The following is a 24,178-nucleotide window of genomic DNA, read 5'->3' on the forward strand; positions in this document are numbered from 1 at the left end:
AGGCGAGGACCTGGAACCTCAAGGACCGATCGAGACCGAGGCCGCCCGCCGCCTAGCAGACGAGCATCAGGACTGATCTCCCGGGTTCCCCAACACTCTCTGAGAAGCAGACCCTGTCGGCTCACGCTGCTTCCACCGCTCGGCGACTAGCGTCGCGGCTGCGAGAGCAGGAGGAGGGCCGGCATGGGACCAGTCTTCGCCAGCCATTACCACCACCACCATCATGACTTCGGTGGCTCCGATTTCGGCGGTGGTGCCGAGCTACACCATCTCTTCGGCTGGTTGCCGGTGCTGCCCGGCGTGCTGCTGGCCCTGGCGCTCGTGCTGTTGCTGCTGCGCGGCCTCGTCGCCGCGCCGTGGGTGTTCGCCGGTTGGCCGCGGCCGGCGCCGGACCTGGTCCGGACCCGCTGGCAGGCCGCGGCCCAGGCGTATGCGGCCACCGCCCGCGAGTTCGCGGCCTACGAATGCGACCCCGGTGCGGTCCTGCGCCGCCCCGAGCTCGCCGACGTCAACCGCCCGGCTACCGGACGGTTCGTCGATGCGTTCGCCGAGGCCGGTGCCCTGGCCACCGACGAGTATCCCGGGGCGGGACATGCGCAGCGGTTCATCGACGCGGCGCAGCGGGCACAGCGGGCGTGGCAGGCCGCCCGGGAGGCCGCCGAGCGGGCTCGCAACCTGCGCTTCGCCCCGGGCGAGCGCGCGCTGCTGAACCAGGTCGTGGCGCTGCTCGAGGTGGCCCGCGACACCGAGTACGAGGCCGAGCGACGCACCGCCTACCAGCGTGCCCGCCGACGGCTCGCGGAACTGGAGCGCCGGTCCGGCTGGCGGTTGCCACGGCAGGCTTCGACCGTGCTCGACCACCGGGCCCGCGGGATGCTGCCACCGGGGCCGGTACGTGCGGCATCGGCCTAGCGGATGGTGTGGGAGCGATTGTTCTGTTCCTCGTCGGGCAGGTGGGGAGGGTCGGGACGCTCCACAGCGTCTTCACAGCCACCGCCGCGCAGAGTGACGGTCATGTCTGCTCCCGCACTCTCGTCCGGTTCACGCCACCTCCGGCCCGGCTCGGCCGCAGCGGGCTCGGCCGCGCCGATCTGGGTGGGACAGATCGACGGGCGGGGCCCGATCCCGGCGGTGTCCGTCGATGAGCGGTTCTCGGCCGCGCGGCTCCTGGTCACCGTTGACGGGGTTCCGGTCGGCCAGGTCGACGTGCCGCTGTCCGGGGGCGAGGCGGCCGCCGAGGTCGTGCAGGCCGCGATCCACGACCAGCTCGGGCGCCCGCTGGATGGGTGCCCGTCCCCGCTTCCGCGGGTGACCCGTCCGATCACCGTGGTCATCGCGACGCGCGGACGGCCGCAGAGCCTCGACCGATGCGTGCGCGGTGTGCTGCGCAGCGAACATTCCGAGCTGCGTGTGTTGGTCGTGGAGAACGACCCGCAGGACGACCGGACCGCCGCCGCGGTGCGGCGGCTGGCCGATCCACGCGTGGCGTACGTGTGTGAGCGGCACCGGGGAGCGTCGGGCGCCCGCAACCGTGGGCTCACCGAGGCGATGGCGCACGGCGCGGAGTTCGTCGCGTTCCTCGACGATGACGTGGAGGTGGACCCGACGTGGGCGGGCCGGATGGTGGCTGCCCTGTCGGAGCCCGGTGTCGCCGGTGTGTGCGGGCCGGTACTCGCGGCCCGGCTCGACACTCCGGCGCAGCTCACGGCCGAGCAGGCGCTCGGTTGGCAGAAGGGGTTCGCCCGGCGCCGGTTCTCGCTGGCGGAGCCGCCGCCGGACTCGGCGGTGTTCCCGTTCTCGCCGGGCCTGTTCGGGGTGGGCGCGAACCTGGCGGTGAACGCGGCGGTCGCCGGCGGTCTCGGCGGGTTCGATGCCGCGCTCGGCCCGGGAACGTCGGCCCGGGGCGGCGAGGACTGTGAGTTCATGATCCGTCTGGTGCTGGCCGGGTACGTGCTGAGCTACGAGCCGTCCGCGTATGTGTGGCATCACCACCGCCCCTCGTACGAGGAGCTGGACGAGCAGCTGCACGGCTATGCGGTCGGCCTCGGCGGGCTTCTCACGAAGATCATGGTGGATCCGGTGGGCCGCTCCGCGGCATTGCGCCGGGTCCCCGCCGCGCTCCGCAGGCTGCGCCAGATCCAGTCGCGGGAGGCCGCCGCCGACGTGCCCGGTGCGTCTCGTCTGGGCAGGCTGCGGGCGTTGGCCTCCGGACCGCCCGCGTACCTGCGGGCCCGGCGCGCCGTCCGCCGCAAGGGCGGGTTGACCCCTCCGCTCCTGAGCCCCGGCGGCCGGTCCGTTCGGCCGTGACCTCGCTGAGCATGGGCGTGCTGAGGGCGGGTCTGCGGCCATGGCGGTGACCGGAGATCCCAATGCTGTTCCGGTGACCAGGATCGAGGTCCTCGACTTCGTGGCCGAGGCCTTCGACACCGTTCCCGTCAGACCGCACACCCTCGTCGAGGTGGCTGTTCGCAACGGTGCCCGCGACGTCCTGCTCGCCGTGCTGCGGCGACTGCCCGACGTCGAGCTGCGGGAACCGTGGCAATTGTGGGACCACCTGGGCGAGGTCCCGGAATCGCTACCGTGACGCGGCCGAGCCGGTCCCGTCCTCCTCGCGCGCGGGTCGCCGTGCTCTGTGCCGGACGACGTCTTCCGTACCCTGCGGGAGTCCGCACGATGCGGTAGGCGCACAACCTGCGCCGGACAGCGGGGAGGCAGGCGCCCATGATCGAGTTGAAGACGTCGGGCGAGATGGACGCCATCGCCGCGGCCGGGGTGGTCGTCGCCCGGACGCTGGCCGCGCTACGCGGCCACGCTCGGCCCGACAGACGGTTGAGTGAGCTCGACGAGCTGGCGGCAGGCCTCGTGCGCGATGCCGGTGCGAAGCCGACATTTCTCGGGTATCACCCCCGTTTCGCCCCGACCCCGTACCCCGCGGTGATCTGTGCGAGTCGCAACGACGTCGTCGTGCACGGCATCCCCGGCCGGGAACGGCTGCGCGCCGGCGATCTGCTCAGCATCGACCTCGCCGTACACGTCGACGGCTGGTGTGCCGACTCGGCGATCAGCTTCGTCGTCGGCGGCGATGACCACGCCGCCGCCGACGACCTCGCCCTCATCGACGCCACCGAGCGGGCGTTGCAGGCGGGTATCGACGCTGCCTGCCCCGGCAAGCGGCTCGGCGACATCGGGGCCGCGGTCGCCGCCATCGCGCGCGGGGCGGGGTTCGGCATGGTGGCCGATCATGGAGGGCACGGCGTCGGACGGTCCATGCACGAGGCGCCCCATGTGCCCAACGAGGGGCGCCCGGGATACGGCCTGCGCCTGCGTCCGGGCCTGGTCTTCGCGATCGAGCCGATGCTGACCGCGAGCGGTCTCGATGAGTACCGGTACGACCCCGACGGGTGGACGCTGCGCACCGCCGACGGCAGCCGGGCAGCGCACGTCGAACACACGATCGGGATCACCGAGGATGGGCCGCGGATCCTGACCGCATCCTGACCGCGGCTCCCGCTTTTCCCGGGCCGGCCCGCTGTCGTGCTCGCCCTCTCGCCGGACGGGAGGGGCTCCCTCGTCCGACGGTGACCGGAGGCCATCACGGAGTAACACACGGTCGCCAGGAGGCGAGTACAGCGGCTGAGAGGGAGTCGATCGGGGGGAGCGGTGGTGAAGGTCGAGGGCACTGAGCAGTTCCGGTTCGAGCCGACCGTATTCGGTGCGGTCCGCCGATACCGGGCGATGGTTCTGGCGATCGCATGTCTGACGATGATCGCCGCCGTCGCCTACTCGCTGCTGGTGATCGACGTCTACCGGGCCGAAGCCAGAGTCACGATTCCGAGGAGTTCGTCGGAGAGCCAGGAAAGCGCCCAGTACCTCGACAGTCAGGTGCTGCTTCTGCGATCCCCCGAGGTCGCGCAACGCGCAGCCATGATCGCCAACGCTGAGCTGGGAGGTGATGTTCTGACGAAGGACGATTTCTCGGGTCCGGAGAGCTCGTTGACGATCACTCCCCCGGCCAGCTCCAGCCCCGGCACCCACGGATCCCACACCATCGCGGTCTCGTTCACGTGGCCGAGCCCCGGACCCGCCCAGGCCGGCGCCAACGCCGTTCTGCAGGCCCTGGACGAAGCGCATTCCGCTGCGATCAAGGCCCAGGGCGACGCCACCATCGCCAGGATCGACCGAGCGATCGCGGACCCGAACAACAGAATGCAGCGCGCAGAGCTGCTGAGCCAACGGGCACAGGCATTGGTGAACCAGCAGGTCGATCTCGCCCGCCATCCGACGATTGCCTGGGCCACCGAGCCCGTGACCCCGATCAACGGAAACTCCAAACTCGCCGGCGCGACGGGCCTTCTGGGCGGTGTGCTGCTGGGTGCGGGCGTCGCCTTCGCCCGAGCGAGCCGGCGCGGTGGGTTCGACAACGCGTTGGCTCCAGCGGGGTTCTACGGGGTACCTCCGATCGGAGAGGTCCGCACGACCGAGCGATGGAACCTGCGGGCGGCCCGACGGAGTCCGGTCGATCCGCTGCCGATGACCTCCGACCCGCGCTCCGCCGCCGCCGAGGCGTTCCGGCTGGTGGCCAGTTCGGTGGAGCGGATTCGCGCACCGGAAGGCCCCGGGCAGTCCATCGCGTTCGTCTCGCCTGTGGCGGGTGCCGGAACAGGTCTCGTCGTGGCCAACCTCGCCCTCGCGTTCGCCGAGCACGGTCAGCGGGTTCTCGCTGTGGACGCGGACCCGGGCCGCGGCGACCTCACGTCGTTGCTCCTACCGGGTCACCCGTCCGATCGGGAGTCCGAGTGGGTCCTCGCGGGACCGCCGGTGGCAGCCGATCGCATCACGACCAGCCCCCTGAACGCGTCGGTCGCGGTCCTCGGGACGGGTCCGGACGTGCCGCAGCGGCCGGAGGACACCGCGTACTCGAAGGCGCTCGAGAAGCTGATCGCCGACGTGAAGGGCCACTACGACATCATCCTCGTCGGGGGGCCGCCGCTCCTGGAGATCGCCGACGCCGGCTCGCTGCTCGCCGTCACCGACGCGACGGTCATCGTTCTGAGCTCGCGCGAGCGGACCCGGGACCACCTCACGATGCGAAACCGGCTCGCCCTGATCGGTCCGCGGCTTCTCGGCTACGTCTGGGTTCGGGTCCAGGGACAACTGCGCCGCGGCCCGTCACGGCGCAGCGACCACGACACGCGAATCCCTGACATGCCATCGTCGCCCGAGTCGTCGCACGTGCTGCAGGCGAGCAGTCACGGGTCCGGTCGACCGGAGCCCGCGACCCGGACACGTCGATAGCGTTCCCGTGCCCGCTGTCCGTCGCTTCGTGACTCCGGGATCGGGTGGCTATTGGGGACCCTTGGTCGCGGATCCGGGTACGCCAGGGCGCCTGCTCGTGGGCTACGGCCGGCTGCTCGGTCCGTTGCTGGCGGGCTACCTGCTCTTCGACCGGGCCTTCGCCTATGTCCACCTGCCGGGAACGCCGCTGTATATCGGCGAGATGGTGCTCGCCGTCGGCATCGTCGGTGTCCTGACCGCGACCGGGTACATCCGTATTCCGCTCCGGGATGAGCCGATCCTTGCGCTGCTCGCCGTATTCACGCTGTGGGGACTCGTTCGAGCCGTCCCTGGGATAAGGGAATACGGCATGGACGCGGTCCGCGACTCGGCTCTCTGGTACTACTGCCTGTTCGCCTTCCTCACCACTGCGGCGCTCGCGCGGTCGCCGGATCTCCTTCGGCGTCTGATGCGGCAGCTCGACCGGCTGATACCGTGGCTTCTGCTGTGGCTTCCCGTTGGGCTACTCCTGATACCACTGCAGAAGAGCGCGCCGAACGTTCCGTTCACCTCGACCTCGATCCTGTCGCACAAGGCGGGAAATGCGGCCATCGCTGCTCTCGTCGTTCTCGGATACATGTGGCTGTTGGCGGACGACCGGAGCGCCCGAAGCCGAGCGGTCTGGAGCGTCGTGTCCCTCGGCGTCATCGCGCTGGCCGCCACCCAGAACCGAGGTGGCCTTCTCGGAGTTGTCGCCGGATCGTTGGTCGGACTGATGTTCCTGCGAGATCGAGCACGGCTGGTCGGGAAGGCGGTAGCGGTCATGGCGCTGGTGATCGCCATCGATACCGTGCTGCCGCTCCGACTCCCGATCGATGGACTTCAAGGGCGGGACTTCTCGAGCGCCCAACTGATCGCGAATGTGATGAGTCTCGGCGGCTCGGAATCCCCGGGCAATCTCGGTGGCACCGTGGACGGCCGCCAGGAGCTGTGGTCCAGGGTGCTCAACAAACAGATCGAGGAGCGCCTCGTCGAGGGAGCCGGGTTCGGGGTGAATCTCGCCGCCGAGGTGAATGTGTACGATGACGGCGAAGAGTCGTTGCGCAACCCTCATAACTCGCATCTCAATGTTCTGGCGAGGATGGGAGTGGTGGGCGGCGCACTGTGGGTCGCGCTGTGGTTGGGGTGGTACGGCCGGCTCATCGCAGGTTGTCGGCGGCTGGGGCGACAGGGACAGGTCACGCGCCGGAACGTCGCCGTATGGTGTTTGTCGATAACCACCGCAATTCTCGTTTCCTCGTTTTTCGACCCCCAGTTGGAGGGGCCGCAGGTGGCGGCCCTGCTGTGGGTCACCTTCGGGATCGGGGTGGCGGTGACCAGCCGTCGAACCTGGTTCGGCGCAGGTACCGCGGTCGCGGCGGCATCGAGCGATCCGGTACGCCGGATTGTTGATCGACCGGGTCGGATGCGGTGAGGACACCACGGTCGGCGGCGGTCACAGTCGTGGTGCTGGCGCTCATCGTGTTGTCACTGGTCAGCGGCAGTGGACGCCTACCGCCGACCGCCCCCGGGTTGATCGCCGAGATCGGGCCGGTCGCCCGATCCTGCCAGGGTGTCGCGGTCACCCCGGCCGATGACGTCCAGGCGCTCATCGATGCACACCCACCGGCGACGACGTTCTGCCTGTCGGCCGGGACATATCGGCTGGAGACACCGCTGGAACCCAAGCGCGGGGATGCGCTGATCGGTCACCGCGGGGCGGTGCTGAGTGGCTCCAAGGTGCTGACCGACTGGCGCCTCGACGGTCGACTCTGGGTGGCCAACGGGTTTCTGCCCGCGGCTTTCGGCACACATGGACAGTGCATGCCCTCCGCCCCGCAGTGCGCTTTTGCGGAGGACGTCTTCTTCGACAAGCGACGCCTGGAGCGGGTGGCATCTCCGGCGGCCGTCGTCCCGGGAACCGTCTACGCCGACTACTCGACGAATACCATCATCATCGGTGCGGACCCTCGGTCGCATCTGGTCGAGCAGGCCGTCGCGCCGAGCCTCGTACGGGCCGCCGTCGACGAGGTCACGGTGGCGAATCTCGTTCTCGAGCAGGCCGCCAACGAAGCTCAGGTCGGGGCCGTCGACAGTCGTCGCATCTCGCCCTATTTTGCGGGCTCCGGATGGCGTATCCTGAACAACGAGGTCCGGCTCAATCATGGCGTTGGCATCGGATTCGCCGGGGCCAGCATCGTGCGTGGGAACCATGTGCATCATCAGGGTCAGCTGGGGTTCAGCGCCTGGGCCGGTGACTCGATTCTGAGTAATAACGAGATCTCGTTCAACGGAACTGCCGGGTACTCGGCGGAGTGGGAGGCCGGCGGCGGCAAGAGTTGGCTGACGACGCGCCTGAAGTTGGTGCACAACCACGTCCACGGCAACATGGGTCCGGGCCTGTGGGCCGACGGCGGCAACATCGACATGACCTATGAGTACAATCGTATCGATGATAATTGGGGTGCCGGTATTCAGCACGAGATCAGTTACGATGCGCTCATCCGATACAACGACATCAACCGCAACGGTCGGCGGCACAAGGGGTGGGCCTGGGAGGCGGGTATCCAGATCCAGTCCTCCGGTGGGATCGACCGTATCGAGGTTGCCCATAATGTGGTCCGGCACAACGCCAACGGAATTACCTTGATCGACAGCGGTGACCGTACATGGGAGCGGCCGGCGCCGCACGGGCCCCACGTCGTGCGCAACGTCTGGGTCCACGACAACGTCGTGACCATGGTTGAGGATTCCACGACCGGCGCCGTCGAGGACACCGGCGACCGGGGAATCTTCACCACCCGCAATAATCGGTTCGACGCCAATACCTACTACCTTCCGGCCCTGACCGGTCCGTATTTCTCCTGGTTCGGTGAGGACATGGAGTGGAGTCGTTGGCGCGGTTCCGGCAGCGGAAACGATGTCAACGGTCGGGTCGAACGAGCGGACTGAGCCGCTCCACCGCCCGACGCCACGTGAAAGTAGCTGCGCGACGGACCGTGGGCCCTCGAACGAAAAGGCCCGATCCGGCAGGATGCGGAGCATGTCGGATCTCGTCCAGTTCAGCAGCCAGACCGCCGAGGCGGTCGCCACGGCCCGTCAGCATTCGGTGGGGGATCTGTTGCGGCGCACCGCGTTGCGGTATCCGGACAAGCTGGCGGTGGTGGCCGGGCAGCGGCGGGTGTCGTTCGCGGAGTTCGACGCGTGTGTGAACCGGTGCGCGCACGCGTTGGCCGCGCGTGGGCTGGGCAAGGGCGACCGGCTCGCGCTGCTGTCGCACAACAGCTGGCAGTTCGCGGTGCTGGTGTTCGCCACGGCCAGGCTGGGTGTGGTGCTGGTGCCGGTGAACTTCATGCTGGGCGCCGACGAGATCGCCTACATCCTGGGCCACTCCGGGGCGTCCGGGATCGTCGCCGAGGACGCGCTGGCTCCGACCGCGGAGAAGGCGCTGGCCTCGGCCGGGGTGGCCGGCGGGGTGCGGGGCTGGATCGGGCTGTCCGGCTCGGGCGGCCCGGGAGCGGGCTGGGAGGACGTGGACGGCTGGATCGACGGCCCCGGCGAGACGAGCGCCCCGCAGGTAGCGGTGGCCGACGACGATCCGCTGCGGCTGATGTACACCTCCGGCACCGAGTCGCGGCCCAAGGGGGTGATGCTCTCGTCCCGCTCGTTGATCGCCCAGTACGTGAGCTGCACGATCGACGGCGGGATGAGCGGTGAGGACATCGAGGTGCACGCGCTGCCGATGTACCACTGCGCGCAGCTGGACTGCTTCTTCTCGGTGGATGTCTATCTGGGCGCGACCAGCATCATTCTGCCCGGTCCGGATCCGGCCGCGCTGCTGGCGACGATCGAGCGCGAGCGGGTGAGCAAGCTGTTCTGCCCGCCGACGGTGTGGATCTCGCTGCTGCGCCATCCCGACTTCGACCGCCGCGACTTGTCCAGCCTGCGCAAGGGTTACTACGGGGCCTCGCCGATGCCGGTGGAGGTGCTGCGCGAGATCCAGCAGCGGCTGCCGGCGGTGCAGCTGTGGAACTTCTACGGGCAGACCGAGATGGCGCCGCTGGCGACGATCCTGCGCCCGCACGAGCAGCTCGCGCGGGCCGGATCGGCGGGCCGGGCGGCGCTGAACGTGGAGACCCGGCTGGTCGATGAGGACGGCCACCCGGTGCCGCCGGGCCAGGTCGGGGAGATCGTGCACCGGTCCCCGCAGGCCGCGCTGGGCTACTACAACGACGAGGCCAAGACGGCCGCGGCGTTCGCGGGCGGCTGGTTCCACTCCGGTGATCTGGGGGTCATGACCGAGGACGGCTATCTCTCGGTGGTCGACCGGAAGAAGGACATGATCAAGACCGGGGGGGAGAACGTCGCGAGCCGCGAGGTCGAGGAGGCGCTCTACCTGCTCGACGGGGTGGCCGAGGTGGCGGTGTTCGGAATCCCCCATCCGCACTGGATCGAGGCGGTGACCGCGGTGGTGGTGCCCAGGCAGGGGGCCGAGCTGTCCGTCGAGCAGGTCCACGCCCATGCCCGCGAGCACCTGGCCGGCTACAAGCGGCCCAAGTACGTGGTGCTCGCCGACGCGCTGCCGAAGAACCCCAGCGGCAAGATCCTCAAGCGGGACCTGCGCACCCGGCACGCCGACCTCGCCACCGACGGCGAGCGCGCCTGAGACGGTGCGTCATGGCGGACACCCGCGGGTACGGCGTCCACAAGAGGCGACACCGAGCGACGTGCGCCGCGGGCACTGACCGGTGCTCCCGTCGGCTGCACCGGTCTCGCAGGGGGATCTTTGTGGTCACCGATGCCCGTGTGCATCACCGGAGAGCACCGGCAGCATCGCTGCCAGCGCGAGATCGATGGGCTTGGGCGATCGCTTCACCCTCGCCAGGGTGATCGCGCCCTCCATCGCGCTGATGCACAGCAGGGCGGTGTCGGATGCCTCCTCGGGCTCGCGGCCGGTGCGGGTCATTGCTTCGGCCAGCAGCGCGGCCCACTCATCGATGATCTCCGCGACGATCGGCCCGAGCGCGGAGTCGGCGTATGCCTCTTGCGCGGCGGCGCCGATCGGGCAGCCGGCGGCGTAGCCGGTCGATTCGAGTTCGCGCCGGTAGTGCTCGCAGATCTGACGGAACAGATCCGCGGGCGCGACCCCGCGCTCCACCCCGGCACGGAGCTGGCTGCTGACGAGGCCGCCGACCCACCGCAATGCGTCGGCCAGCAGCTCGGCGCGGCCGCCCGGAAAGTGGAAGCCGACCGACCCACGGGGTCCGTTGCTGTGTTCGAGCACCCCGGCAACCGAGGTGCCCGCCACTCCACGCTCACGAATCAGCAGCGCCGCGCTGGTGACCATCCGCTGCCTGGTGTCTGTCTTGACGCCCACTCGTGCCTCCCGACGGCCCGCGTACTATGCTCTGCTGCATATCATAGTAAGGAGTCGGCATGCGGGAGCTCACCTTCGTCGGCGCCGGCCGACTGGAGTGGCGCGAACGCGCCGCGCCCACGCTGGTCGACCCGACCGATGCGCTGGTGCGGCCCTTCGTGGCCGGCCGCTGCGACGGTGACACCGTGCCGCTGCACAAGAACGTGTCCCGGCCGATGCAGGCAGCGGTCAAGATCGGGATGATCGACCCGGTGGTGACCTCGATCGTCGGGGATGTGCCGTTCCGAGGACCGTTCGGCATCGGGCACGAGGCGATCGCGCAGGTCACCGAGGTCGGCGATCAGGTGAGCGATCTCACAGTCGGTGACATCGTGGTCGTGCCGTGGGCCGTCGCGTGTGGCACCTGCTACGAATGCGGGCTCGGGCTGACGGCCAAGTGCTCCACGATGTCGGCCCGGAGTCCCGGCAGGACGCTCGCGGCCTTCGGCTTCGGCCCCGCCTGTGGGAGCTGGGGCGGGATGGTGGCCGACACGCTCCGCATCCCCTACGCCGACTTCAACCTCGTCCCGGTTCCCGACGATGTCCCACCCCTGCGGGTGGCCGCAGCCAGCGACAACCTCTCCGACGCCTGGCGCTCGGTCGTCCCGCCGCTTCGCCGGCGGCCGGGTGGCAAGGTCCTGGTCATCGGCGGTGGTGGCCAGAGCATCGGGCTGTACGCCGCCGGCCTCGCCGTCGCCCACGGCGCCGAGGTCGTGGACTACCTCGATGATCGGGACAGCCGCCTGGAGATCGCCGAGGCGTTCGGCGCGGTGGCGCACAAGGTCGCCACGAAGCGCCGCAGGTCGCTGCTCGCCTCGATCCCTGACAGGTACGACGTGGTGGTGGAGGCGTCCTCTGCGGCCCAAGGGCTGCGCGATGGCCTCAGGGCGCTGCGCCCCGGCGGAATCTGCACCGGCACCGGCTACTACCTCGACACCGGGACCAGGGTGCCCGTGATGGACATGTACGCCACCAGCGCCACGCTCAACGTCGGGGTGTCCCACGTCCGCCCACGCCTGCCCGAACTGCTCGACTTCGTGGCCACCACCGGATTCGCCGCGGAGAAGGTCACCACCCTGCTGGCGGACTGGGACGACGCCCCCGACGCCTACGGCGCCCACACCACCAAGGTCGTCCTGCACCGGCCACCGCTCGAACTCGGGTGAACCAGCCCTCCCACACCCACCAGTCACGCAGGAGAACAGACTCATGCCGCAGGTTCAGCTCACCGTCCCGTCCCGTCCGCCCGGCGCTCGGATCACCGCCGACACCGAGCCGCGCTTCCGGGTTGATGGCACCGTGCCTGCGGGCGCATCGAACGACGAGCGGCGCGCCGACCTGGTCAAGGACCAAGCCTGAATGAGCGAGAGCAGCCTCTACCGACCCCTCGCGAGGACCGTCGAGGGTGACCGTCTCATCGAGACCTTTGCCGCTACCGAGCATGTCGGCAGCCCTTGGGGCCCCATGCAGCACGGCGGTCCCGTCGCGGCGCTGCTGGCACGGGCGATGGATCGGCACGACCCGCGCCCCGGCTGCCGGACGTCCCGGGTCACCATCGACCTGCTCGGCCCGGTCCCCGTGGGCGAGGTGCGGGTCTCGGCACGGACCGAGCGTCCCGGCCGGCGGATCGCCTTGATCCAGGCCATCTTGGAGGCCCGTGACCGTGACGGTACTTGGCGCCCCTACGCCCACGGATCGGCCTGGCGACTCGCCACCCAGCGGACCCACGACGTCATCCATCGCGGCGACAGCTCTCAGCGGCCCCCCGATCCCAGCGCAGGCACGGTGCACGACCACCGTATTCCCGACGCCTGGCGCCTCGGCGGGTTCGTCGGTGCAGTCGAGTGGCGGGTTGCGCAACTCGGCACCCGAGCGGGCGTACCGACCGTCGCCTGGGTCAATCTCACTCGCGCCCTCATCGAGGGTGAGCAGACCTCCGACCTGGAACGGCTGATCGCGCTGGCCGATACCGCCAACGGCGTCGGAGCCCGTCTCGACCCAGCACGGTTCACGTTCCTCAACACCGAGATGACCGTCCACCTCCATCATCCGCCGTCCGGCCAGTGGTACGGACTGGAAGCCGAGACCTCGATCGGTCCCGACGGGATCGGCACGAGCAGCGGTGTCCTCCACGCCGAGGCGGGACCCATCGGCAGAGTCACGCAGAACCTGCTCGTGGAACGGCTGCCGGAGCATGACCGGAGGTGAGGTCGCCGCGCAGGGCCGAGGCGCCGACCCGCCCGACCCTAGTGCCCGGGCGCGGTGATGCCGTAACGACGAATCTTGCGATAGATCGTCGCCCGCGAGATCTGGAGTGTCTTCGCGGCGTCGGCCTTGTCGCCGTTGGCCGCGCGCAGGCTGTTGATGATCGCGTCCCGCTCGAGCGACTCGAGCGGGGTGAGCAGCCTGCGGGCGACCGCCCGGCACCGCTGCGGGAGGTCCGCGGGCTCGATGATGCCGTTTTGGCAGCGCTTTGCCGCACTGGTGAGGGATTCGAGCAGCTCGGCGACGTTCCCGGACCACCGACCCCGCAGCAGAATGTTGCGGGCCTGCGGTGAGCAGCGAAGAACGCCGCGGGGACGGATCCGTGCGAGCAGCGCGCCGATGAGCTCGTCCAGGTCGTGGGTTCGTTGCCGCAACGGCGGGACGGTCACCTCGCGGTGCAAAAGATCGCGCAGCGGGTCCGGAAGCTTCGGCGTCTGGGAGGTGACGATCAGCGGCGGGGTGTGTCCCGGCTTGTTCGTCAACAGGGTGCGCAGGAGGGTCGCGAGCTGCCAAGCGGCCTTCTCGGGCAGCCGTTCGAGCCGGCGCAGGATGACCGTGCCTCGGTCCGAGCCGAGGGCCTCGTCGACCGCCTCGAACCACTCGGGCGTCGTCGCGGCCTCGGCGTCGAAGACCTGGGCGAAGCTACTCGGCCGGTGCAGCTGGTGGACGGCCTTGGCCAGACTGAGCTTTCCCACGCCCGCCTCGCCGGTCAGCAGCAGCGGTTCCCCGCTGGTAAACGCCTCGATGGCGTCCTCGCAGCACTTCCGCCACGCCGGACTCGATCCGGCCAGGCTCGGCAGCGTGAGGCTGGGCTGACGACTGCGCCGGGCGAGTGCGATCACGGGCGCGATGACGCTGACGGCCAGCACACAGCCGGCGAGACGACCGCCGCCGGTCCAGGCGGGGGTGCATTCGACGTGGACCTCGGTGCCGTCGGCGAGCTCGGTGACCAGGTTCTGCGGCCGGCCACTGGCGATGGCCTCGGCCGCCTGGTCGAGCAGCCGGGTCTGGTCGTCGACGCTGAGGGTCGCGCGGGCGGCCTGGTTCATCATCGTCACGTCGTTGTTCGTGGCGAGTACCGGACGATCGGTGCGCTGGCAGACCGCGTTGTAGTGGCGCAGCAGAGCCAGCTCGCGCCGGCTGGACGCGACGAGGAGCGCGCCCTCGATCTGGCTCGCGGTGTTCGCGACCAGGGTGCGGAGCATGACGGACGCGTCGTGGTTCCAGCAGGTCAGGTCGAGGGCCCCGACCGTGTCGCCGGTGATCGGGTGGTGGATCGGGGCCCCGAAGCACGCGAGCCGGTTGAGCCCCGACGCAAAGTGCTCGGAGCCGAACACGCCGAGCATCGTGTTCTGGGTGAGCGCGGTGCCGATGCCGTTCGTGCCGACGTCCTGTTCGGCGTAGCTGAAGCCGGGCGCAAGGCTGACCGCGTCGAGATGTCGCTCGAGCGCGAGATCGTCGATGGAACGGCTCAGCACGATGCCGTCGGCGTCGGTGAGGATGATGCTGACCGGCTCGTCGAGCAGCAGGTCACGCAGCTGCTCGAGGAGCGGCATCGCGCTCTGGGTCAGCGGCGTGTCCAGGTTGGGGCTCCCCACATACCGCACCGTGACCCGGTCCGCCGCGACGCTCGAGGCCATCGACCGATGCCAGGACTCGAGGATCGCCGCGCGCACCGCCACGGTGTCGACGTCCTGCGAGGCGAGGAACTCCTCGCGCGCCTCTGCGACCAGCCGCTGCGGTCCCGCGTGGTGGGGTCGGGGATGCGTCATTGCTCTCCTGCCGGGTGGGGGTTGCGGGACCCAGTGTGCGGCACGGGAGGGGGGTCTGTCTCGCCGCGGACCTGCGGTTCTCAGCTTTGAGACGCCCCATGTCGCCGGACTCATGTGTGATTGCTGGCACGACCGGCGGGCAGGTGCGGACCTTCGATCCGCTGGCTGCCAGACGCGGCCCTTCGCACTCATCCCTTCACACCGACGCAGGAGGTCTGGCGTGAGCCGACAAAGCATGAGCAAGGCCCACAAGAAGATCACGGAGCTGTCCTGGGAGCCGACCTTCGCCACCCCCGCGAAGCGCTTCGGCACGGACTACACGTTCGACAAGGCCCCGAAGAAGGACCCGCTCAAGCAGATCCTTCGCTCCTACTTCCCGATGGAGGAGGAGAAGGACAACCGCGTCTTCGGCGCGATGGACGGTGCCATCCGGGGCAACATGTTCCGGCAGGTGCAGGAGCGCTGGATGGAATGGCAGAAGCTGTTCCTGTCGATCATTCCGTTCCCCGAGATCTCGGCGGCACGAGCCATGCCGATGGCGATCGACGCGGTGCCCAACCCGGAGATTCACAACGGGCTTGCCGTGCAGATGATCGACGAGGTTCGGCACAGCACGATCCAGATGAACCTCAAGCGCCTCTACATGAACCACTACATCGACCCGGCCGGGTTCGATATGACCGAGAAGGCGTTCGCGAACAACTACGCGGGCACCATCGGCCGGCAGTTCGGCGAGGGGTTCATCACCGGCGACGCGATCACCGCGGCGAACATCTACCTCACGGTGGTGGCTGAGACCGCGTTCACGAACACCCTGTTCGTCGCGATGCCCAGCGAGGCGGCGGCCAACGGTGACTACCTGCTGCCGACGGTGTTCCACTCGGTGCAGTCCGACGAGTCCCGCCACATCAGCAACGGCTACTCGATCCTGTTGATGGCGCTGGCCGACGAGGACAACCGCAAGCTGCTCGAGCGCGACCTGCGTTACGCCTGGTGGAACAACCACTGCGTGGTGGACGCGGCCATCGGCACGTTCATCGAGTACGGCAGCAAGGACCGCCGCAAGGATCGCGACAGCTACGCGGAGATGTGGCAGCGGTGGATCTACGACGACTACTACCGCAGCTACCTCATCCCGCTCGAGAAGTACGGCCTGGTCATTCCGCACGACCTGGTCGAGAAGGCCTGGGAGCGGATCAACCAGGGCTTCTACGTGCACCGCGTGGCCCAGTTCTTCGCCACCGGCTGGCCGGTGAACTACTGGCGCATCGACCCGATGACCGACGCCGACTTCGAGTGGTTCGAGCACAAGTACCCGGGCTGGTACAACCAGTTCGGCAAGTGGTGGGAGGCCTACGCCCGGCTGAGCAAGCCCAACGGCCACAAGCCGATCGCGTTCGAGGACGTGGGCTACCAGTACCCGCACCGCTGCTGGACCTGCATGGTGCCGTGCCTCATCCGCGAGGACATGGTCGTCGACAAGGTCGACGACCAGTGGCGCACCTACTGCTCCGAGACGTGCCACTGGACCGACGCTGTCGCGTTCCGTCCGGAGTACGAGGGCCGCGCGACCCCGAACATGGGTCGGCTCACCGGCAAGCGCGAGTGGGAGACCCTGCACCACGGCCGGGACCTCGCCGATGTCGTCTCCGACCTCGGCTACGTCCGGGACGACGGCAAGACCCTCATCCCGCAGCCGCATCTGCACCTGGACGACCCGAAGCTGCTGTGGACCCTCGACAAGCTGCGGGGCATCGAGTTCCAGAGCCCGAACGTGCTGCTCAACCAGATGTCCGATGAGGAGCGCGAGGCTCATGTCGCGGCCTACAAGGCCAACCCGAACGTGACCACGTCGGTCGCCTGATCTTCCCAGGGACGTGGCCGGCCGGTAGGTCGCGGGCGGTGCAAGTCGCGGGGCACCTCCGCGGCTGCCGGCCGGCCACCCATCCCACTTCGCACGGTGAGGAGTGCGATCCGATGAGCGACAAACACACCATTCGGTTCGAACCGGTCGGGATCGAGATCGAGGCGGCCGAGGACGAGACCGTCCTCGACGCAGCGTTCCGCCAGGGAATCTCGCTGATGCACGGGTGCCGGGAGGGCCAGTGCTCGGCGTGTAAGGCCTTCGTGCTGGACGGGGACGTCCAGATGGGCCGCTACTCGACGTTCGCGCTCGCGGACTACGAGAGCGACGAGGGTTACGTGCTGATGTGCCGGGCCCACGCCTTCAGCGATCTGGAGATCGAGCTCGAGAACTTCGACGAGGACATGATCCGGTCGGGGTTGCCGGTGGTCACCACCCAGGCCACCATCGCGGAGATCTCCGACCTCAGCCACGACATTTCCTATGTTCGGCTGACCCTGGAGGATTCGTCGGGTTTCCGGTTCCACCCCGGTCAGTACATCGACATCTCGGTGCCCGGAACCGAGGAGCGGCGCTCGTTCTCGATGGCCTGTGCGACACCGGTCGACGGTTCGCTGGAGTTCATCATCAAGCGCTACCCCGGTGGGCTGTTCTCCGAGAAGCTCGCCAACGAGCTGGCCGTCGGTGACCCGCTGATGCTCACCGGTCCGTACGGCGCGTTCACCCTCCGGGTGGCGTCGGATCGGCGGCTGGTCTTCGTCGCCGGGGGTGCCGGGATGTCGGCGCTGCTGGCGCTGCTGCGCCAGATGGCCGCCAGTGGCAGCGACCGCGAGGTCGTCTACTACTACGGCGCCCGGACCGAGCGTGACCTGATCATGTCCGACGAGATCGCCGCCCTCGCCGAGCGACTGCCCAACTTCACGTTCGTCCCGTGCCTTTCGGAGAGCTGGCCGGACGACTGGCCGGCAGCGCATCCCGGTGGCGCGACCGGCCTGGTCACGCAGGTTCTCGCGGACCGTGAGCCGGACCTGGCCGAATGCGACGTCTACCTGTGCGGTCCACCGCCCATGATCGACGCCGCGCTGCCCTTGCTGGAGCGCCTCGGCGTGCCCAAGGACCAGGTCTTCTACGACAAGTTCACGATCACCGCCGCCGCCGAATAGCCCGGTATTCACGACCGACGTTGAGAGGAGAGCTCGATGGCGAGCCCCACCACGGAGCGCAGCTTCCCCAAGCCCGAATTCACGGGTGCCGAGGCCGGCCTGCTCGAGTTCCCGAGCTCGAAGAGCCGTACCTACAACTACTTCACGCCAGCCAAGCTGCGTTCCACGATGTACGAGGACGTCACCATCGACGTCCAGCCGGACCCCGACCGGCATCTCACCCAGGGCTGGATCTACGGATTCGGTAACGGCCCCGGTGGCTATCCGAAGGAGTGGACCGAGCTCAAGTCTTCGGACTGGCACAAGTTCCTCGACCCCAACGAGGAATGGGAGCAGACGATCCTGCGCAACAACGCCAACGTTGTGCGCCAGATCCAGCTGAACCTGAACAACGCCAAGAAGGCCGGCGCCTACCGCAACTGGTCCTCGAGCTGGATCAGGTTCGTCGAGAAGCACCTCGGCGCGTGGATGCATGCCGAGCACGGGCTGGGCATGCACGTGTTCCTGTCCGAGCAGCGCTCGGCGCCCACCAACATGATCAACAATGCCATCGCGGTGAACAGCACCCACAAGCTGCGGTTCGCCCAGGACCTGGCGCTCTACAACCTCGACCTGTCCGAGTCCGACATCGACTTCGACGGCAAGGTCCACCGGCAGACCTGGCACGGCGACCCCGTGTGGCAGGGCGTCCGGGAGAACGTCGAGCGGCTCACCGCCATCGGTGACTGGGCCGAGTCGCTGTTCGCGGCCAACGTGATCTTCGAATCGCTGGTGGGTGTGCTGTTCCGCAGCCACTTGGTCATGCAGGTCGCCGCCCGCAACGGCGACTACGTGACGCCGGCCCTCGTGGGCACCGGCGAGAACGACTACGACCGTGACCAGCGCTACACCCGGGTGCTGTTCAAGCTGCTCACCGCCGACGAGACCCACGGCGAGCACAACAAGGCACTGCTGTCCGAGTGGCTGTCGCGGTGGGTGCCGCTGTCCGTCCGGGCCGCGCACGAACTGCAGCCCATCTGGTCGCAGCCGCACGAGAAGGTCCTGAGCTTCGCCGACTCGTGGGCCGCCGCGACCGACGGTTTCCGCACCTTCCTGGCCGACCTCGACCTGCCCGAGCCGAAGGAGTTGTCCCTGTGACCAGTGTCCAGAAGCCCCAGTTCGGTGCCGACACCGCGTCGTCGAACATGTGCGGGGTCACCCTGATGAACAACCAGATCGGGTACATCGTCGCCGACATCCTGCGCGGCAAGGAAGGCGTCACCGTCGAGGAGTTCCCCTCGATGATCCGGGTCGACGCGAAGAACGTCCTGATCTTCGACTTCGACGAGATCACCGGCATCGTGGGCTCCGAGTTCGACCAGACGGACTTCGAGGAGATCATGTCGACCCACTACGGGCGCATGGTGCATTTCGACGACCGCACGATGCTCTTCGCCAATCCCGAGGACGCGGCCGAGTACATCGACTTCGACCTCCGGCCGGTCGACTGAGTCGTCGGGGCCGGTCCGCGGGTGCGGATCGGCCCCGAATCCCACCACCGGGCCGCGGGAGCGTTATCCCCAGCATTCCCCCGGCGTTCCCGCGGCCCGTCTGACCGACACGCAGAAATCGAGGGTAGCGACATGTACACGAAGGACGGCGAGACCTACTTCGTCGTGGACAGCCACATCCATTTCTGGGATGGCGGACCCGCGAACCAGCGCAACCGCTACGGCGAGGGCTTCACGAACTGTTTTTACGACTATCACAAGAACCTGTCTCCCCAGGAGTACCTCTGGTCGGCGGAGAAGTTCGGTAGCTACACCGAGCAGGACCTGGTGCGCGACCTGTTCGAGGACGGCTACGTCGACAAGGGCATCTTCCAGCCCACCTACCTCACCGACTTCTACGTCAACGGTTTCAACACGACCGAACGCAATGGCGCGCTGGCCGAGAAGCACCCGGACAAGCTCATCGTCAACGGTGCCTTCGACCCCCGCGACGGCGAGGGTGGCCTCGAGGTTCTCGAGCGCAAGGCGCAGCGGTGGAACCTCAAGGGCGTCAAGCTCTACACCGCCGAGTGGAAGGGCGAGTCGAAGGGCTACAAGCTCACCGACCCGTGGTGCTACCGCTACCTGGAGCGCTGCGAGCAGCTCGGCATTCGCAACATCCACATCCACAAGGGCCCGACGATCTACCCGCTCAACCGGGATGCCTTCGACGTCGCGGACGTCGACGACGTGGCCACGGCGTTCCCCAACCTGAACTTCATCATCGAGCACGTCGGCCTGCCCCGGCTGGAGGACTTCTGCTGGATCGCCACGCAGGAGCCGAACGTCTACGGCGGCCTCGCGGTCGTCATGCCGTTCATCCACACTCGCCCGCGGTACTTCGCCAAGGTCATCGGTGAGCTGCTGTACTGGCTGGACGAGAACCGCCTGACGTTCGCCAGCGACTACGCGATCTGGCACCCGAAGTGGCTGGTCGAGAGGTTCGTCGACTTCCAGATCCCCGAGGACATGCAGGCCGAGTACGGCGTGCTGACCGCCGATGTCAAGAAGAAGATCCTGGGGCTCAACGCGGCCCGCCTCTACGACATCGAGGTCCCGGCGAGCGTGACGGCGTCGATGAACGGTGGGTCCCCCGTCGGCGCAGCGGTGCCGGCGTGACCGCGGCAGCCGGAGTCAGCCAGCGGACCGTCCGCGAGGTCGCGTGGCGCGCCCTCGGCACCGTGCGCGATCCGGAACTCGATGAACCGATCACCGACCTCGGCTTCGTCCGCGAGCTGTCGCTCTTCGAGACCGAGCAGGGTGGTCCGGACAGCGGAGTGCGCGTCCGGCTCCGGCTGCCCACGTACTTCTGCGCCCCCAACTTCGCCTACCTGATGGTGGCCGACGCCCACGACGTGCTGCGCGAGCTGCCCGGCGTCGCGGCGGTGGATGTCGCGCTCGAGGACCACTTCGCCGCGGAGGAGATCAACGCGGGGGTGGCGGCGAAGGCGGGCTTCACGGGCTCCTTCCCCGGGGAGGCGACCGCGGAGCTGGACGAGCTGCGTCGCACGTTCCAGCAGAAGGCGCATCTGGCCTGTCTCGACCGGGTGTACCGGCACCTGGTCGAGCAGGGCTGGAAGATCGACGGACTGTCCCAGGTCCGGCTGCGGGATGTCCCGGAGTCGGCCGGCCGGGCCGGGTTGCTGCGACGGCGCCGGGACCTCGGCCTGTCGACCGATCCGGACGACGCGCTCGTCGTCGACGACGAGGGCCGTCCGGTGGCGCCGGCGGAGGTGACGCGGCGGCTGCGCTTCGCCAAGGCGGTCCGGGTCAGCGTCGAGGGCAACTCGGCGTTCTGCCGGGGCCTGCTGACGACACGTTACGGAGCCGGGACCGGCGAGACCGGTCCGCTCGGCGATCAGGGGGAACAGGAATGAAGGCGGTACAGCTGAGCAAGTACGACCAGCAGCCCGAGCTGGTCGAGGTCCCTGAGCCGGAGATCACCGGTCCCCTGGACGTGATCGTGCGGATCGGCGGGGCCGGGGTGTGCCGGACCGACCTGCACATCATCGAGGGACAGTGGGAGCAGAAGTCGGGCGTGGTGCTGCCGTACACCATCGGCCACGAGAACGCCGGCTGGGTGCACGCGGTCGGCGACGCGGTGACCAACGTCGCCGTCGGTGACCCGGTGATCCTGCATCCGCTCGTGACCTGCGGGCTGTGCGCGGCCTGTCGCGACGGGGACGACGTGCACTGCGCCGGCTCCCGATTCCCGGGTATCGACAGCGACGGTGGCTACGCGGAGCTGCTGAAGACCAACGCGCGCTCCGTGGTCAAGCTCGACCCGTCGCTGGAGCCCGCGGCCGTCGCGGCGCTGGCCGACGCCGGCCTGACCGCGATCCACGCCGTGCGCAAGGCCGCCGCGCATCTGCGGCCCTCGCAGAAGGTCGTGGTGATCGGAGCCGGTGGTCTCGGGCATATCGGCATCCAGGTGCTGCGGGCGATGTCCGCCGCCGAGATCATCGTCGTCGACCGCTCGTGGGAGGCTCTCGCGCTCGCCGAGGAGCTCGGCGCGCACCACATCGTGCGCGCCGACGGTGAGCAGATCGACGCGGTCAAGGACCTCACCGGGGGCAACGGCGCGGAAGCCGTGCTGGACTTCGTCGGCGAGGGCGGCGCCGTCGAGGACGGGGTGGCGATGCTGCGCCGGGCCGGGAGCTACTACGTCATCGGCTACGGCGGGCGGATCGACGTCCCGACGATCGACATCATCTCCACCGAGATCAACTTCGTGGGGAACCTCGTCGGCTCCTACAGCGACCTGTCCGAGCTGATGGTGCTGGCCGCCCGCGGCCTCGTCACCTTGCACACCGCTCGCTACCCCCTCGAGGAGTTCGCGTCCGCGCTCCATGACCTTGAGCAAGGCAAGGTCCGGGGCCGCGCGATTCTCGTTCCCTGATCGGAAGGACCCACCAATGGCCAAGGACCTGCGGTTCAACGTCGAGGCGCGCCAGCTGCTGCAGGCCGGGGTCGACACCCTGGCCAACGCCGTGAAGGTGACGCTCGGCCCCAAGGGCCGAAACGCCGTCATCGAGAAGCTGACCGGCCCGCCGACCATCACCAACGACGGTGTGACGATCGCCCGGGAGATCCAGCTGCGTGACCCGTTCGCCAACATGGGCGCGCAGCTGGTCAAGGAGGTCGCCACCAAGACCAACGGCGTTGCCGGGGACGGGACGACCACGGCCACCGTGCTCGCCCAGGCCCTGGTCCGGGAGGGCCTGCTGGCCGTTGAGCGGGGCGCCAACCCGATCGCGCTGCGCCGTGGCATCGAGGACGCCGTCGAGGCGGTGACCGAGGCCCTCGCCGGCGCCGCCCGCCGCGTCGAGGGTGAGGCCGAGCTGCTGCGGGTGGCCACCCTTGCCGCCAACGACCCGCGGATCGGGCGGGTCATCGCCGCCGCGATGAACCGGGTCGGCCAGGAGGGTGTCGTCACCGTCGAGGAGTCGGCGTCGTTCGGCATGGACGTGCGCTTCGTCGACGGGCTCGTGTTCGACCACGGCTACATCTCGCCGTACATGGCCACGGACACCGACCGCATGGAGACGGTGTTCTCCGACCCGTACATCCTGCTCACCAACGAGAAGATCTCGAAGGTGCAGGACCTCATGCCGGTTCTGGAGAAGGTCCGGCCGACCGGGCGGCCGCTCGTGATCATCGCCGAGAACATGGACGGACCGGCGCTGGGCATGCTGGTGGCCAACAACGTCCACGAGACGTTCCGGTCGGTCGCCGTCCGGGCGCCCGGGTTCGGGCACCGCAGGCTGGCCCAGCTCACCGACGCGGCCGCGGTCGTGGGCGGCAAGGTGATCACCGGCGATGCCGGGCTGACGCTGGAGGGGGTCACGCTCGATCAGCTCGGCCGCTGCAGCCGGATCACGGTGACCGAGAACGAGACCACGATCGTGGGTGGGGCAGGCTCCGCCGAGAGCGTCTCGCACCGGATCGAGCAGCTCAAGCGGGAGTTCGAGCGCGCACAGAACGAGCAGGACCAGGACTTCCTGCAGGAGCGGATCGCGCGGCTGTCCGGCAGCGTCGCGGTGATCGAGGTCGGCGCCGCCACCGGCGTCGAGCTCAAGGAGAAGCAGCACCGTGTCGAGGACTCACTGGCCGCCACCCGCGCGGCCATCGATGAAGGAGTCGTCGCCGGGGGCGGCACGGCGCTGTTGCACGCCCGTGGTGCGCTGGACCGGCTCGAGGTCGACGGCGAGGACGCACGCTGCGGGGCCGAGATCGTGCGGCGCGCGCTCGGCGAGCCGCTGCGCTGGATCGCGATCAACGCGGGGTACGACGGCGAGCAGGTCCTGAGCGAGGTCGCCGACCTGCCGGCCGGCCACGGCTTCAACGCGGCGAGCGGGCAGTACGTCGATCTGTTCGAGGCCGGGGTGATCGACCCGCTGAAGGTCACCCGGTCCGCGCTGCAGAGCGCGGCCTCGATCGCGGCGCTCATCCTGACCACGGAGACCCTGCTGGTCGAGGAGATCATCAACAACCCCGGCGCGATCGTCGACCCGCAGTTCGGCGACCTCGCGGAAGGCATGGTCCGCCCGTCCAACATCTACTGAGCAGCCGCCCCGCGAGTCGGGGTATTTCCGAGCGCGAGTCGGGGTATTTCCGCGACCGAGTCGCAGTGGACGACCCGACGTCGTACCGCACCGCGGTCAGTCACCCGGGCGCCGCCGTAGTCGCCATGTCGACGACGGCGGCGTCCGGGTGGTTCCCGTCTCGGCCCGCACCCCACCCGGCCTGCGCACCGGCCGGCCCTTGTGGTTCATGGAAATCCGGTTGACCGCTCCGCAACAATCGGCGTGTGATCCCGGCCGTCCGGCCGTGCTGAGTAGCCCCACCGAGAGGAG

The 24,178-nt window shown here is 68.9% G+C and carries 21 protein-coding genes; 19 read left to right on the forward strand and 2 right to left on the reverse strand.

The features are described 5' to 3' along the window. Nucleotides 1-183 precede the first annotated feature (183 nt). The 8 genes from ACFQE5_RS05495 to ACFQE5_RS05530 all read left to right on the forward strand — a co-directional run bounded on the left by ACFQE5_RS05495 (nucleotide 184) and on the right by ACFQE5_RS05530 (nucleotide 9,979). Complete coding sequence (locus ACFQE5_RS05495; RefSeq protein WP_379583489.1) at nucleotides 184-912, forward strand: hypothetical protein; 729 nt, start codon at nucleotides 184-186, stop codon at nucleotides 910-912. Between the two features lie 102 nt (nucleotides 913-1,014). After that, the gene (locus ACFQE5_RS05500; protein WP_379583491.1) at nucleotides 1,015-2,307 is read left to right on the forward strand and encodes a glycosyltransferase family 2 protein; all 1,293 of its coding nucleotides are present in this window, start codon (nucleotides 1,015-1,017) and stop codon (nucleotides 2,305-2,307) included. Between the two features lie 73 nt (nucleotides 2,308-2,380). Beyond that, nucleotides 2,381-2,584, forward strand: coding sequence for a hypothetical protein (locus ACFQE5_RS05505; protein ID WP_379583493.1), 204 nt, complete (start codon nucleotides 2,381-2,383; stop codon nucleotides 2,582-2,584). 137 nt (nucleotides 2,585-2,721) lie between these two features. Continuing rightward, on the forward strand, nucleotides 2,722-3,498 hold the full coding sequence (map, locus tag ACFQE5_RS05510; RefSeq protein WP_379583495.1) for a type I methionyl aminopeptidase: 777 nt from the start codon (nucleotides 2,722-2,724) through the stop codon (nucleotides 3,496-3,498). 165 nt (nucleotides 3,499-3,663) lie between these two features. Then, nucleotides 3,664-5,295 carry a tyrosine-protein kinase domain-containing protein gene (locus ACFQE5_RS05515; RefSeq protein ID WP_379583497.1) on the forward strand — a complete coding sequence of 544 codons (1,632 nt, stop codon included), beginning with the start codon at nucleotides 3,664-3,666 and terminating at the stop codon, nucleotides 5,293-5,295. 97 nt (nucleotides 5,296-5,392) lie between these two features. Continuing rightward, nucleotides 5,393-6,748, forward strand: a complete 1,356-nt coding sequence (locus tag ACFQE5_RS05520) for an O-antigen ligase family protein (protein ID WP_379583499.1) — start codon at nucleotides 5,393-5,395, stop codon at nucleotides 6,746-6,748. Between the two features lie 29 nt (nucleotides 6,749-6,777). Continuing rightward, nucleotides 6,778-8,265, forward strand: a complete 1,488-nt coding sequence (locus ACFQE5_RS05525; protein WP_379583501.1) for a right-handed parallel beta-helix repeat-containing protein — start codon at nucleotides 6,778-6,780, stop codon at nucleotides 8,263-8,265. Nucleotides 8,266-8,356: 91 nt separating this feature from the next. Further along, complete coding sequence (locus tag ACFQE5_RS05530) at nucleotides 8,357-9,979, forward strand: acyl-CoA synthetase (protein WP_379583503.1); 1,623 nt, start codon at nucleotides 8,357-8,359, stop codon at nucleotides 9,977-9,979. A gap of 126 nt (nucleotides 9,980-10,105) precedes the next feature. Here the strand turns inward: ACFQE5_RS05530 and ACFQE5_RS05535 are convergent, their stop codons facing one another. Next, entirely contained in the window at nucleotides 10,106-10,690 is a 585-nt protein-coding gene (locus ACFQE5_RS05535; RefSeq protein ID WP_379583505.1) for a TetR/AcrR family transcriptional regulator, read from the reverse strand. Between the two features lie 59 nt (nucleotides 10,691-10,749). Between ACFQE5_RS05535 and ACFQE5_RS05540 the strand changes: the two genes are divergently transcribed. From ACFQE5_RS05540 to ACFQE5_RS05550, 3 genes are read left to right on the forward strand one after another with little or no spacing between them, the layout of a single operon-like run. Beyond that, a complete protein-coding gene (locus ACFQE5_RS05540) occupies nucleotides 10,750-11,895 on the forward strand; it encodes a zinc-dependent alcohol dehydrogenase (protein WP_379583507.1) in 1,146 nt (381 codons plus the stop codon). Between the two features lie 43 nt (nucleotides 11,896-11,938). After that, a complete protein-coding gene (locus ACFQE5_RS05545; RefSeq protein WP_379583509.1) occupies nucleotides 11,939-12,088 on the forward strand; it encodes a hypothetical protein in 150 nt (49 codons plus the stop codon). Then, nucleotides 12,089-12,937, forward strand: a complete 849-nt coding sequence (locus ACFQE5_RS05550; RefSeq protein WP_379583511.1) for a thioesterase family protein — start codon at nucleotides 12,089-12,091, stop codon at nucleotides 12,935-12,937. Between the two features lie 38 nt (nucleotides 12,938-12,975). Here the strand turns inward: ACFQE5_RS05550 and ACFQE5_RS05555 are convergent, their stop codons facing one another. Continuing rightward, nucleotides 12,976-14,766 (reverse strand): sigma-54-dependent Fis family transcriptional regulator, encoded by a 1,791-nt coding sequence (locus ACFQE5_RS05555; RefSeq protein WP_379583513.1) that lies wholly within the window; start codon nucleotides 14,764-14,766, stop codon nucleotides 12,976-12,978. A 235-nt stretch (nucleotides 14,767-15,001) separates the two neighbouring features. Here ACFQE5_RS05555 and ACFQE5_RS05560 point away from each other — a divergent pair, with 235 nt between their 5' ends. From ACFQE5_RS05560 to groL, 8 genes are all read left to right on the forward strand, one after another. After that, nucleotides 15,002-16,630 (forward strand): methane monooxygenase, encoded by a 1,629-nt coding sequence (locus ACFQE5_RS05560; RefSeq protein WP_379583688.1) that lies wholly within the window; start codon nucleotides 15,002-15,004, stop codon nucleotides 16,628-16,630. A gap of 113 nt (nucleotides 16,631-16,743) precedes the next feature. Continuing rightward, nucleotides 16,744-17,793 carry an FAD-binding oxidoreductase gene (locus tag ACFQE5_RS05565; RefSeq protein ID WP_379583515.1) on the forward strand — a complete coding sequence of 350 codons (1,050 nt, stop codon included), beginning with the start codon at nucleotides 16,744-16,746 and terminating at the stop codon, nucleotides 17,791-17,793. 36 nt (nucleotides 17,794-17,829) lie between these two features. Further along, complete coding sequence (locus ACFQE5_RS05570; protein WP_379583517.1) at nucleotides 17,830-18,930, forward strand: aromatic/alkene monooxygenase hydroxylase subunit beta; 1,101 nt, start codon at nucleotides 17,830-17,832, stop codon at nucleotides 18,928-18,930. Then, nucleotides 18,927-19,283 carry a propane 2-monooxygenase effector subunit MimD gene (gene mimD, locus ACFQE5_RS05575; protein ID WP_379583519.1) on the forward strand — a complete coding sequence of 119 codons (357 nt, stop codon included), beginning with the start codon at nucleotides 18,927-18,929 and terminating at the stop codon, nucleotides 19,281-19,283. The genes ACFQE5_RS05570 and mimD overlap by 4 nt, the downstream gene beginning before the upstream one ends. Before the next feature lie 132 nt (nucleotides 19,284-19,415). Further along, the gene (locus tag ACFQE5_RS05580) at nucleotides 19,416-20,441 is read left to right on the forward strand and encodes an amidohydrolase family protein (protein ID WP_379583521.1); all 1,026 of its coding nucleotides are present in this window, start codon (nucleotides 19,416-19,418) and stop codon (nucleotides 20,439-20,441) included. Next, on the forward strand, nucleotides 20,438-21,199 hold the full coding sequence (locus tag ACFQE5_RS05585; RefSeq protein WP_379583523.1) for an iron-sulfur cluster assembly protein: 762 nt from the start codon (nucleotides 20,438-20,440) through the stop codon (nucleotides 21,197-21,199). Before ACFQE5_RS05580 ends, ACFQE5_RS05585 begins: the two co-directional genes overlap by 4 nt. Next, on the forward strand, nucleotides 21,196-22,221 hold the full coding sequence (locus ACFQE5_RS05590; protein ID WP_379583525.1) for an NAD(P)-dependent alcohol dehydrogenase: 1,026 nt from the start codon (nucleotides 21,196-21,198) through the stop codon (nucleotides 22,219-22,221). Before ACFQE5_RS05585 ends, ACFQE5_RS05590 begins: the two co-directional genes overlap by 4 nt. Nucleotides 22,222-22,237: 16 nt before the next feature. Beyond that, nucleotides 22,238-23,887, forward strand: a complete 1,650-nt coding sequence (groL, locus tag ACFQE5_RS05595) for a chaperonin GroEL (RefSeq protein WP_379583527.1) — start codon at nucleotides 22,238-22,240, stop codon at nucleotides 23,885-23,887. Nucleotides 23,888-24,178: the final 291 nt, after the last annotated feature.

The sequence above is a fragment of the Pseudonocardia hispaniensis genome, assembly GCF_042658695.1.
Taxonomy (GTDB): domain Bacteria; phylum Actinomycetota; class Actinomycetes; order Mycobacteriales; family Pseudonocardiaceae; genus Pseudonocardia; species Pseudonocardia hispaniensis.